The organism is Texcoconibacillus texcoconensis, assembly GCF_014202575.1.
Taxonomy (GTDB): domain Bacteria; phylum Bacillota; class Bacilli; order Bacillales; family Salisediminibacteriaceae; genus Texcoconibacillus; species Texcoconibacillus texcoconensis.
The window spans coordinates 341,783-354,321 of the sequence record NZ_JACHHB010000002.1; the positions used below are offsets into that span (position 1 = coordinate 341,783).

The 12,539-nt window shown below is 39.5% G+C and carries 10 protein-coding genes; 2 read left to right on the forward strand and 8 right to left on the reverse strand.

The window, feature by feature from the left end:
- Positions 1 to 63: 63 nt before the first annotated feature.
- The 3 genes from alr to HNQ41_RS03575 form a co-directional block, all read right to left on the reverse strand.
- Positions 64 to 1,242 carry an alanine racemase gene (alr, locus tag HNQ41_RS03565; protein ID WP_184663035.1) on the reverse strand — a complete coding sequence of 393 codons (1,179 nt, stop codon included), beginning with the start codon at positions 1,240 to 1,242 and terminating at the stop codon, positions 64 to 66.
- 126 nt (positions 1,243 to 1,368) lie between these two features.
- Complete coding sequence (ald, locus tag HNQ41_RS03570) at positions 1,369 to 2,499, reverse strand: alanine dehydrogenase (RefSeq protein WP_184663036.1); 1,131 nt, start codon at positions 2,497 to 2,499, stop codon at positions 1,369 to 1,371.
- 117 nt (positions 2,500 to 2,616) lie between these two features.
- Complete coding sequence (locus HNQ41_RS03575) at positions 2,617 to 3,861, reverse strand: PucR family transcriptional regulator (RefSeq protein ID WP_184663037.1); 1,245 nt, start codon at positions 3,859 to 3,861, stop codon at positions 2,617 to 2,619.
- A gap of 210 nt (positions 3,862 to 4,071) precedes the next feature.
- On the opposite strand from HNQ41_RS03575, the gene HNQ41_RS03580 reads away from it, so the two are divergent.
- Positions 4,072 to 5,484 carry an alanine/glycine:cation symporter family protein gene (locus tag HNQ41_RS03580; RefSeq protein ID WP_184663038.1) on the forward strand — a complete coding sequence of 471 codons (1,413 nt, stop codon included), beginning with the start codon at positions 4,072 to 4,074 and terminating at the stop codon, positions 5,482 to 5,484.
- A 390-nt stretch (positions 5,485 to 5,874) separates the two neighbouring features.
- Here HNQ41_RS03580 and HNQ41_RS03585 read toward each other — a convergent pair whose 3' ends face one another.
- Together HNQ41_RS03585 and HNQ41_RS03590 are read right to left on the reverse strand one after the other, a co-directional pair.
- The gene (locus tag HNQ41_RS03585; RefSeq protein WP_184663039.1) at positions 5,875 to 6,111 is read right to left on the reverse strand and encodes a LysR family transcriptional regulator; all 237 of its coding nucleotides are present in this window, start codon (positions 6,109 to 6,111) and stop codon (positions 5,875 to 5,877) included.
- A 76-nt stretch (positions 6,112 to 6,187) separates the two neighbouring features.
- Positions 6,188 to 7,321 carry a YeiH family protein gene (locus HNQ41_RS03590; protein ID WP_343043317.1) on the reverse strand — a complete coding sequence of 378 codons (1,134 nt, stop codon included), beginning with the start codon at positions 7,319 to 7,321 and terminating at the stop codon, positions 6,188 to 6,190.
- 326 nt (positions 7,322 to 7,647) lie between these two features.
- On the opposite strand from HNQ41_RS03590, the gene HNQ41_RS03595 reads away from it, so the two are divergent.
- Complete coding sequence (locus HNQ41_RS03595) at positions 7,648 to 9,324, forward strand: SLC13 family permease (RefSeq protein ID WP_425506949.1); 1,677 nt, start codon at positions 7,648 to 7,650, stop codon at positions 9,322 to 9,324.
- 168 nt (positions 9,325 to 9,492) lie between these two features.
- Here the strand turns inward: HNQ41_RS03595 and HNQ41_RS03600 are convergent, their stop codons facing one another.
- The 3 genes from HNQ41_RS03600 to HNQ41_RS03610 form a co-directional block, all read right to left on the reverse strand.
- Positions 9,493 to 9,927, reverse strand: a complete 435-nt coding sequence (locus tag HNQ41_RS03600) for a DUF2500 domain-containing protein (protein WP_184663040.1) — start codon at positions 9,925 to 9,927, stop codon at positions 9,493 to 9,495.
- A 156-nt stretch (positions 9,928 to 10,083) separates the two neighbouring features.
- A complete protein-coding gene (gene ilvD, locus HNQ41_RS03605; protein WP_184663041.1) occupies positions 10,084 to 11,778 on the reverse strand; it encodes a dihydroxy-acid dehydratase in 1,695 nt (564 codons plus the stop codon).
- 165 nt (positions 11,779 to 11,943) lie between these two features.
- Positions 11,944 to 12,504, reverse strand: coding sequence for a DoxX family protein (locus tag HNQ41_RS03610; RefSeq protein ID WP_184663042.1), 561 nt, complete (start codon positions 12,502 to 12,504; stop codon positions 11,944 to 11,946).
- Positions 12,505 to 12,539: the final 35 nt, after the last annotated feature.

Consider the following 12,539-nt stretch of genomic DNA (forward strand, 5'->3'; position numbering starts at 1 on the left):
ACCTTATTTTGAATAACGTAGTTTTTAGGGGAGAGCACGAAAGCTCTCCCCTCTCTTTTTCATTTAGCACGTTTCTACCAGACAATTTCGATAAGCTCTTATTTCCTGATTCTTTATATAAACTCGAGGCACCCTTTTTCCAATAAGGCAAACCACTTCATAATTAACTTTACCCATGAAGCCAGCAAATTCCGCAACTGATAGGAACGCCTGATTATCCCTACCAAAAAGTGTGACTTCTTCACCTATATGGACGTTTTCTAATCCAGTTAAGTCAATCATTGATTGATCCATGCAAATATTCCCAATGATTGGAACACGTATTCCTCTAATTAACACATCTCCTTTATTAGATAATAATCGCGAAAAGCCATCTGCATATCCGACAGGAATTGTCCCAATCGAAGTTGTTTTTTCTGTATGGAAAGTATAGCCATAACTAATTCCCTCACCTGGTTCAACTTCTTTTAAAGCAGATAATTTCGTTTTAAAGTGCATTGCTTGCTTTAAGCCCAAGCAAGAAATATCTACCTCATGTGATGGTTGTAAACCATATAGACTAATGCCTACACGAACCATGTCTAGATGCATATCTGGATAATTTATCGTTCCTGCACTGTTACAACAATGCTTGATGGAGATATGGATTCCATGATTTAAAAGATGATCTACAATCACATTAAACTTTTGAAACTGCTCTTTCGTTAAAGTTGGATCTTGTGTATCAGCATTAGCAAAGTGCGTAAATACACCTTCGAGAAAAATAAATGAAGATGACGACAGTTTTTGAGATTGATGTAGCGCATCTTCTCTCGACCGAACGCCTAATCTACCCATTCCTGTATCGATTTTTAAGTGAACAGTCGCACTCTTTTGATGACGTTCCGTAACTTCAATGATACGATCAATCACATCTTCTGAACAAACCGTTAACGCAATATCATTTTTCACAGCTTCCTGAACTGATTCAGGTGGTGTATAACCCAGCACAAGGATGGGACCTTGAATCCCTTTTTGTCTTAAATCAAGTGCCTCATCTAAAAATGCTACACCTAAGTAATCGGCCCCTGCTTCAATAGCACTTTGGGCGACTTCATAGGCACCATGTCCGTACCCATCTGCTTTAACAACCGTCATAAGCTTGGTTTGGTGCGAAAGATGTTTTTTAAATACTTGTGTATTATGGTAAATGGCGTCAAGATCGATCTCTGCCCATGTGTGTCGGTAACTGATTGTATTCATACTGATTCCCCTTATCAAATAAAAAGTGAAACCCGCTACCTTTTTAAAAAGCGTCAAATTCAACAAATATTAGAAAAAAACATCCCCTCAAAGCTTGAATCGATGAGGGGATACTCATTTGAGTTTTTATACTAAATGATGTTCTTTTTCAAGCGCTTCATCTACAGAAACATAATCATAACCTAAGTCTTTGGCTACAGCTTCATAAGTAACCGCCCCTGCAAGCGTATTTACACCTGGTTGAAGTGTTGGGTTATCAGAAACCGCCTTTTTTACGCCCTTATTGGCGATTTGTAATGCATACGGAACAGTCACATTTGTTAGACCAATCGTTGAAGTACGCGGAACAGCTCCTGGCATATTCGCTACTGCGTAGTGAACAACACCGTGTCTTTCGTAAGTTGGGTTATCATGTGTGGTAATATGATCAACCGTCTCAAAAATTCCACCTTGGTCAATTGCTACATCTACAACGACCGACCCTGGTGACATATTTTGAATCATTTCATCGGTAACAAGCTTAGGTGCTTTAGCTCCTGGTATTAGAACAGCGCCGACTACCAAATCAGAATCTGCAACTGCTTCTGCAATATTTGAAGGATTGGACATTAACGTTTGGACTCTGTCACCAAAAATATCATCTAATTCACGAAGTCGCTGAGCACTTAAGTCGATCATTGTCACTTGCGCACCAAGACCCATAGCCATTTTGGCAGCATTCGTACCAACAACACCACCGCCAATAACGGTTACTTTACCTCGTTGCACACCAGGAATTCCAGCTAACAATACCCCTTTTCCACCATTTGTCTTTTGTAGAAACTGAGCACCCATTTGTGTTGACATTCGACCTGCCACTTCACTCATCGGTGTTAATAGTGGTAATGTGCCATTCGATTCAATGGTCTCATAAGCAATCGCCGTAACGCCTTTTTCAGTTAGCGCTTTAGCTAACTCTGGCTCTGCTGCTAAGTGTAAATATGTAAACAAAATGAGTCCTTCTCTAAAGTAATCGTACTCTTCAGACAAAGGTTCTTTCACTTTCATGACCATTTCACTTGCCCAAGCTTCTGCTGGTGTATTAACAATTTTTGCACCTGCATGAATATAATCCTCATCCGAGAAACCGCTTCCAAATCCAGCCGTTGTTTCAACATATACATTGTGTCCTGCCTGTACTAAAGCATCTACCCCTGCTGGTGTAAGCGCAACGCGATTTTCATTATTTTTAATTTCTTTAGGTACCCCGATCATCATAATAATCTCCTCCTTTGTCTCTATAAGCTCACAATTGAAGTATAACCATAAAATAAAAGTTTTTCTTTGTTTGAAAGAGAAAAAGGATGTAAGTCTATTTGTGGAATTTTACAAAAGTCATTCTTGTTTTAATTTCTTAGATTTTATATCGAGAAACAAAGTTAATTTTTCATTCATACATCTCAAGTTGATGTCTCCTATTTCTGAAATTCTTTTAAGACGATAATTCATTGTGTTTGTGTGTACATGAATTTCCTTAGCTGCTTCGTTTACATTACAATCGTTATTTAGAAAAGCCTCAAGTGTATCAACTAAATCGGTATTTTGAATTTGATCATACTCTAGCAGCTTTTGTAATGAAACATTTTCGTATCCATCTGCTTCATTTTTTTCGTGAATAAGATTCAAATACCGATAGATTCCTAGTTGTTTATATCCACAAATGTCTTTTATTTTTCCCGGAAACTGATGTTTTAATTGTAAAACTGTTAATGCTTCTTGATAACTCGATATAATCTGGCAATATCTTTTATAAATATTTCCGAATCCCCCAATTACCTCTCCTTCTTTAATGCGAGCATTCATATGTGCAATAAATTGACCTATAAACTTAGAAAGTAGCGACTCAGCCTTTTCACTTGTCGGTATGTTGCATAATAAAATGAGTTTTCTTTCATCAACAACATAAAAAACGCCGCTAACCTCTTCTAACGTTTTAATCATGTATGATGCTTCTCGCTCAATACTTGAAGTGATGTCTTTTTCGAACTGAAATACTACAACTGACACAAATGACGGTACCGAAACATTGGCGTATTCAAAATGCTTTTTAATATCTTCATGAGATTGCAAAGCACCCGTTAGTATTTGCCAAAACATTTCCTTTCGGCATTTCTCCCTCTGTTTCTTTTGGCTGTTTAATGATAATAATTGATTTTTTGCTACATGAGATGCTTTTTTTAAAAGTTCCAACTCATCATCTGAAAGTCGATCGCCGTTTCCATGGATCCATATATAACCTAGTATTTCTTTTTTTGTACTAATTGCCATTACTGTACGACTACCTAAACCAATTTCTTGAATACCTGATATATGTACCGGGTGATCACTTTGGTTTATCTTTAACATGACTCCTTCTTTCCATAAACAATTGACAATTTTTTCTGGTACCCCTCTTCTCATAATCGTCGCAACTCTAGCCGGGTCCGTTTGATCATCATGAGAACTATAAGCTAACAAACGATGGTTCGCATCCTCTATCGTGATAGGATACCCAAGCATTTCGTTCATCTCATCAACTAAACTTTCCAAACTGTTTGCCGAAGATCGGAAAGGGTTCTCATTTAACATCGTTACTCCCATCAAAACTCCCCCTATAAAGCGTGTGAAAACAATGTTCCAAAATTAGTATTTTAATATAACGCACTAACTTTTCTTAATTTTCTGCACATTTGGCCTAATCAACAAAACTAGAAGTTCACATTTTTGTAATTTCACAAAAGTATTTGTTCGTAAAAATGTTACAATTTAAAAGTAACATGAAAGCGCTAACAATTCAAAGGGGGAGGAAATATGGACGTACTACCAATATTGGAAAGCATCAACAAAGTACTTTGGGGTTGGCCTAGTTTATTTCTTTTATTTGGTACCGGGGTGCTTCTTACGATCATGTTGAAAGGTCTTCAATTTAGAAGATTAATTTATGCTTTCAAACTTGCATTTACAAAAGAAGGACAAGCTGAATCGAACGATGAGGGGGACGTTAGTAATTTTAAAGCCTTAATGACAACATTAGCTGGAACGATAGGTAACGGTAATGTTGCAGGGGTTGCAACAGCTATTACATTAGGAGGTCCTGGAGCACTCTTTTGGATGTGGATCGTTGGCCTATTGGGAATGGCTACAAAATATGCCGAAGCACTTTTAGCAATGAAGTATCGAGTGAAAAACGACCTAGGTGAGTACTCAAGTGGCCCAATGTATTACATTGAACGGGGTTTGGGGAAAAATTTCAAATGGTTAGCAATAGCATTCGCCATTTTTGGAGCATTCGCTGCATTAGGGATTGGAAATAGTGTTCAATCTAACACCGTAGCCGATGTCATGGATACTTCCTTTGGTACGCCTAATATTGTAACTGCTATTGTTCTATCACTCTTAGCTGGTATTATTATTTTTGGTGGGCTGCAAAGAATTAGTACAGTAACAAGTTTTTTCGTGCCTCTTATGGCTATGCTTTACATTTTTGGTTCTCTTCTTATTCTTTTTATTAATTATGATCAGATTATCCCTGCTTTTGAAATGATTTTCTATTATGCATTTAACCCAGTTGCTGCTACAGGTGGCTTTGTTGGAATCGTCGTTTCCGAAGTCATACGAAACGGTGTGGCACGCGGTGTTTTCACCAACGAATCAGGTTTAGGTACTGCAGCTTTGATCGCAGGAAATGCAAAAACAGATCACCCTGTTAAACAAGCTCTTGTTGCGATGACTGGTACCTTCATCGTTACAATCATCGTTTGTACAATGACTGGTCTTGTTCTTGTCATCACTGGATTTTGGGATCCATCGGGTGGTCAAATTTCTGGTGTAACTCATGACGCAACCCTCGATGGAGGAGCACTAACTAGTGCTGCATTTGGCTCAGCATTAGGCTCTATCGGAGAGTATATCGTATCCATCTCTGTCATTTTCTTCGGCTTTTCCACCATTATTGGATGGTACGTTTATGGTTCAAAATGTTTTGAGTATCTCGTAGGTACAAAAGGACAAACTACTTATAGACTTATATACATTTCTGCGTGTGCTATAGGTGCTCTAGCAAACCTAACAACAGTTTGGGCATTTGCGGATATGGCTAACGCATTAATGATGATTCCAAACCTTATTGCGCTCGTTCTTTTAAGTAAGGTTGTTGTGCATGAAACGAATGACTATTTTGAAAACCACTACAAAGCTGCTGCAACCATCAAAAAAACAAGTTAAAAAACAGTTTCTAACATTAAGTAAAATAAAAATTCGGGCGGTTTTTAACTAACCGTCCGAATTTTTATTCTCTAACTCAAGTATAAAGTTACATGAAACTCGGCCATAGTAATACATTTATCACACTCAATCCAATTGATACAACGAGAGATGAGGTTGCTTACCATTTGACATATACACTTTCAAAATTACTTAATCCATCCAATTTTGATTCATGATCAATTTTGCGAATTTTTCAGTTGTACAATGTTCAAAGACGCTGGATCAATATCTTGCTTACCTAAGTGCTGATGAGTGACGGTTCTTGTACCGGACCCCCGTTCTCGTAGCACAATAGGAAGCGAGGTTAGCTCGTCTAGCTTCACCGTACGCTGATCAGAAGGGAAATAATTATGATGTGCGACTTAAATCGAGAATGTCTTTAGCGTATGAGTACAAAATGTTCCCGGCAGGTGTCAATTCAACGTACTTGCTTGTTCTATTTAGTAAAGAAACATTTAACGACCTTTCCAATGATTTAATTTGCGAGGTAATCGTTGGTTGCGACAAGAACAGAATCCTTGCAGCCTCTGAAAAGCTTCTGTTATTTGCTACAGTAACGAACGTTTTTAAATGGTCTTGATTCATAGTCCCACCCTTTTCCTATTAACCCCGTTTAGTAAATGCCCCACAAATATGGGCAGGAATCAACACTGTAGCTATACTAATATTCGATCAAACCACCTAGCAAATATACCATGCCTAAACTCACTACCGTAACAGTGAGAGCCGCAATCATACCAATATAAAAAGGTTTGATACCTTGGTTTTTAAATAATCTAAGATTGGTCGATAATCCCACAGCGGCCATGGCAATGCCTAAAAAGTATGTCGAACCTAAAGTATTGAGTGATTCGGTGAGCGCGTTCCACTGCTCGGGAGAAAAAAGACCAAGAGCTCTCTCTCTACTTTCGATACCAGAATCCCCTATTGTGCGTACACCGGCCATGATTAAAAAACCAACCACAAATAAAGGGATGAGTTGATACCATTTCTTCGCTTGAACACTTTCACCATCGCCACCATGCTTATTTTTTAAATAAAAGTAAGACATAACTGGGACGACGGCAATTAAAAGCGTGTTTCTTGTTAGTTTTGTAATCGTTGCCACATCGACAACTTTATTAATTTGGTATAATTGATCGTAAATCAATGCAGCACCGGCTACTTGGGCCGTTTCATGAATGGACGTACCTAAAAATAAACCGGCACGAATAGGATCCCCAGCAAAAAGGAAGTTTGCTAAATAAGGATAGATAAACATTGCCAAAATACCAAATAACGTGATATTCCCTACCGCATAGGCAACCTCTTCATCATTAGCTTTTATACCTGGTGCTGTCCCGACAATTGCTGTCACACCACAAATTCCTGTTCCAACAGCTGTTAATGTACCGAGACGATGAGACTGTTGCATTTTTGTCGTAAACCATAATGTGACGATTAAGCCTGTCGTTACACAAATAAAAATAATTGGTATGCCCCATGCACCTAATGTCACTACATCCAAAAAACTGAGACGAATACCTAATAAAATAATTCCCGCTTTTAAAATCACTTTTACTGAAAAATGAACACCATCTACAAACGCCTCTTTCAACCCCAAAAAATTACGAATGATTAACCCTACCACAATCGCAATAAAAATCGAGGAAATCGGACTACCACTTTCTTTCGGTAGACCTTGTAGTTGGTTCACCCACACACCTAACCAATCAGCTATATACATTGCCGCGATCATCACGACAAAACAGAGAAATATCCCTGGAATTACATTTATATATTTTCCTTTTTCCACCTAAATAACCTCCGAACGTCTATCATATTTACCTCCTTCATTATAAGAGAATCCATCCAAGTCCAGTTATCGAAATTTCAGAAACGAACGATTACAAAACTTAATCATTACAGGTAAGCACTTTTACCCCCACAACAAAAAACGCTAACATTTCACATTTTTCTATTTTTTAAAAATATTATTAAAAAGGAGTTTGTGGAAGTATTTGAAAGGGAATTAAAGAAATTGAAAGTTAATTTCACTATATTAAACTTTCAAAACTTTAATATATTATGTCACAATTTGTATAAAGTATAACACTTTAAAAAGGGAAGGGGATGGTCATTTTGGAAACCATAATGAAAAAGTGGTGGAATAAAGCATGGGAAAGCCATCATCGCGTCAAAGATTTATTCTCATTTTTTGTTGCAAAACGGGAGGGACAGCCACCAAATCAGTACAACAACCGTATGGCAACTGCGTCAGGAAAAATGACAGGTACTTACCGTCAACCGTCACCTGACAAAAAAGACTTCTCTCGTAAACAATGGATTGGCTTAATTCTCGGTCCTCTACTTTTCGTTTTTATATTGTTTTTCTTTCAGGTAGAAGGCCTCTCGCCTGAAGCCAGAGGGGTTCTTGCCGGAACGACATGGATTGCTACATGGTGGATTACCGAAGCCATCCCCATTCCAGTTACCTCTCTTTTACCGGTTATTCTATTTCCACTCGTTACGAATATGGGAGTTGGCGAAGTTACCCCAAACTATGGTGACAATATCGTTTTTCTCTTTCTTGGCGGGTTCATCATTGCACTCGCACTCGAACGGTGGAATTTGCACAAACGAATCGCTTTATTTATTATCAATGCAATCGGTACAAGCACGAAGCGGATTTTTCTTGGTTTTATGGTTGCAACTGGATTCCTTTCCATGTGGATTTCAAATACAGCAACAGCTATGATGATGGTCCCAATCGGAAGCGCTATTATTTATCAATTATCACATCTGATTGATGAAGACTCTGTGCCAAATGCAAAACATCAAGAAGAGCAATTTGCGAAAGGTTTAATGATTGCCATTGCATTCTCAGCTTCAATAGGTGGACTCGGGACAATCATCGGGACACCCCCGAACACAATATTAGCTGGTCAATTAAACGAACTTTTTGGGATTGACCTTTCGTTTCTTGATTGGATGCTTTTCGGTGTCCCATTAGCTTTAGTATTATTACTTTTATCCTGGTTCTACTTGGTCAATTTTGCTTTTCCTATGCAATTAAAAGAACTCCCTGGAGGACAAAAGGTTATTCGAGAAGAACAACAAGCACTAGGAGCTATGAGTCCAGATGAAAAAATGGTCATGACCATTTTTACTCTTACAGCCCTCGCCTGGGTCAGTCGCTCTCACATTCTTCAGGAATATGTACACCCGAACATTGATGATACATTAATTGCGATTACTGGCGCATTCTTGCTCTTTCTAATTCCATCTTTTAAGTATCAAGGTGTAAAATTAATGAATTGGGATACCGCAAAAAATGTACCTTGGGGCATATTAATCTTGTTTGGTGGTGGACTTGCCATTGCAGGTTCTTTCCAAGAGACCGGTCTCGATATTTGGATCGGGGAACAACTTGCAGTCCTTGTTGGCATTGAATTCATCGTAATCGTTATTGCCGTTTCCTTACTTGTCGTCTTCTTAACTGAAATTACATCCAATACAGCATCTGCAACAATGCTCATGCCGATCATGGCTTCACTAGCTTACGCAATTGACGTACACCCATTTGCGATGATGGTCCCTGCAGCGGTTGCAGCTTCATGTGCCTTCATGCTTCCTGTCGCGACGCCACCGAACGCGGTTGTTTTCGGATCTGGTTATTTACGGATGTCCGACATGGTCAAAGCAGGTTTTTGGATGAATGTATTTGCTATTATCGCCCTGGTATCGTTTGTTATGTTGCTCTTACCATTAGTGTTTAACATCGACTTAACAACGTTTCCAGAGAGTTTGAGGTTTTAATTGTAGGTAGTTGGAAAGCCTAAAAATAAGTCGATCATATAACATGATTTCGAAAACGTTTAACCCGTTTAACAAACTTCTGAAAAATGTCCCCATCATGTGCAACATGGATAGGGACATTTTTTATTGCTTTAAACTATAAAGCGCGCATGCTCCAAGATCCTACGCTTAAACTGTTCCCACACGTTCAAACCCTTTATAACGAGTTCCCTGAAATGTAATGTGACCAACGTCGCCTTCAGTAAGCATTCCGTATTCATTTCCTTTGACCTTAAATTCATGGCGGTCACCATTTTCAAATTCGAATGTGACGAAATATTTCGTCTTATGGTTTGGACCTAATTGTACGCCCCTTGTTCTTACACCTCCGACGTTGACACCTCCAACATTTACTCCGCCAACTCTTTGTTGGCCGACTTTACCTGTTCGCCGCTTTTGTACATCTGCTCGCTTCGATGTCACCTTTGCTTTATCTGTCTGAACGGCTTTATTATTGTTTTCAATCCATTCTAAAAGACTTCGAACCATCGAAAATAACGTGAATCCTAAGATTATCATGAAAATAACCGGAACAATGAACGTGATGATTTCGAACAGCTGCATCACAAACCCTCCTATTCTACGAGACCGACTAACACTACCTAATTATAAAACGGGCGGGGAACATGTGAAATACACTAATATACTTTTTGGTAGTGAAAACGAAAAAGGGACGGTCTCACCTTTCGAACCTAAGTGACCATCCCCTTCTCTTACTTTTTATGATAAATCGTCTGTCACTGCCCCTTTTGCACTGGACGAAACGAGCTTGGCATACTTTGCGAGTGACCCCTTTTTATAACGAGGTTCAAATGGCTGATGCTCTTCTGCTCGTTTATCTAATTCTTCACTGGATACGTCGAAGTTAATTTCTTGTGTATCACTATCGATTGTGATCTTATCTCCTGTTTTTAATAGTGAAATCGGACCACCAGCGGCAGCTTCTGGAGCAAGGTGACCAATCACAAAGCCGTGCGAACCGCCAGAAAAACGACCATCTGTAATAAGTGCCACTTTTCCTCCTAAGCCACGGCCAACAATCATTGCTGTGATCGAAAGCATTTCAGGCATTCCTGGTCCACCTTTTGGACCAACATTACGAATGACTAAAACATCTCCTTCTTGGATTTCTCCACCTTCGATTGCTGTTGTTGCTTCTGCTTCACTATCATAAACTTTCGCCGGCCCTTCAAAACGACTGATTTTTTGACCGGACATTTTCGCAACCGCTCCCTCAGGAGCAAGATTTCCTTTAAGAACGACAAGTGGACCACTTTCTTTGATCGGTTCACTTAATGGCTTTATAATCTCTTGTCCTTCTTTTAAATCAGGTGCTTCTGCTAGATTTTCAGCAAGGGTTTTGCCCGTTACAGTAAGGCAATCACCGTGAAGTAGGCCTTCTTCAAGCAATGTTTTCATGACTGCCGGTACCCCACCAACCTCATAAAGGTCTTGCATCACATATTTTCCACTCGGCTTTAAGTCTGCAATATGTGGAACATTCTGACGAACTCTTTCGAAGTCATCATAAGATAAATCAACTTCTGCACTTTGGGCAATGGCTAATAGGTGTAAAAACGCATTTGTGGAACCTCCTAATGCCATCACGACTGTGATTGCATTTTCAAAAGCTTCCTTCGTCATAATATCACGAGGATAGATGTCTTTTTTCAATAATTCCAAAACCATCGCCCCAGCCTGACGACATTCTTCCTCTTTGTAATCATAAATCGCTGGCGTAGATGACGAGCCAGGAATACTCATCCCTAGCGCTTCTACAGCAGCCGCCATCGTGTTGGCTGTATACATACCACCGCAAGCACCAGGACCAGGACAAGCGTTACATTCTACTTTATGAAGACCCTCATCATTCATTTCTCCTTGCTGATGTTTTCCTACAGCTTCAAACGAAGAAACGATGTCAATGTCCTGACCGTCTAATTTACCTGGTTGTATCGTTCCACCATATATGTAAACAGAAGGTAGGTTCATTCTTCCTATTGTCATTAGACACCCTGGGGTCGTTTTATCACAGCCACCGATGGCTACATAACCATCTAAGCGTTCAGCACCGACTACGGTTTCGATTGAATCAGCAATGACTTCACGGCTCGGCAAGGAATAATTCATCCCTTCATGGCCCATTGCGATTCCGTCGGCAACAGTGATCGTATTAAAAATCATTGGTGCGCCACCATTTTCTGAGGCACCTGTTTTGGCTTCACGAGCCAGTTGGTCTATATGTATATTACACGGTGTCACTTCACTCCACGTACTTGCCACACCAATCATCGGCTTTTTGAAATCCTCATCTTCAAAGCCGACTGCACGAAGCATCGCTCGGTTTGGGGCACGGTTTGCACTTTCACTGATCACTTTACTGCGGATTCGCAAATCTTTTTCGTTGGTTCCCATATTTACACCCTTCCTCAGCAATTTATTTATCTGAAATTTAAAACTAGTCTTTCTATTAATTATAATACTAGGAGAAAGGAGTTGACGCAAAGCTCACGCTAAACTTAGTCCTAGTAGAATGTAAAAGACGCTGGTTCATCATTACTGAACCAACGTCTTTTACCATTATTCCTTTTGTTTTCGTTTCCATGGTGTTCCTAAGTATGGAAGTGCCCATCTATCAACACCATACCACCCTGCAACTTTCCAAGCTAATATAAGAAAGATTGCGATCATAAGCATAACAGGGTTAGTACTAACCGTCCCCGCAAGCAAAAACGACATATTCATTAAAGCTCCGAAGAATGCAGCAATACCAGTTAGAAAACCAACAATTAAGCCTAGACCTACTAGTACTTCTCCCCATGCAACCATATAAGCAAAAGGCGTTGCATTTGGAATGACTACCTGTTCAAGGAACCATGCATACCAAGTGGCTACATCTCCTTCGGCCGCCCTTGCTAAAGCTCCACCCATATAGCCCTCGATCGCTGCGCCTGCATTTTCACCTGTCCAACCCTCAGCACCAACTTTTCCCCATCCAGCTTCTAACCACGAATACCCAAGGTAAAGGCGTAAAATCAACCAAATCCATGCCGATCTTGTATTAGAAAATAAAAACCTGGAAACGGGATTTTCTTCAACAATAATTTCATTTCCTTTGTCTCCACGATTCACATTTGTCATAAAAACACCTCATTTCATTATTAATATATACAAAA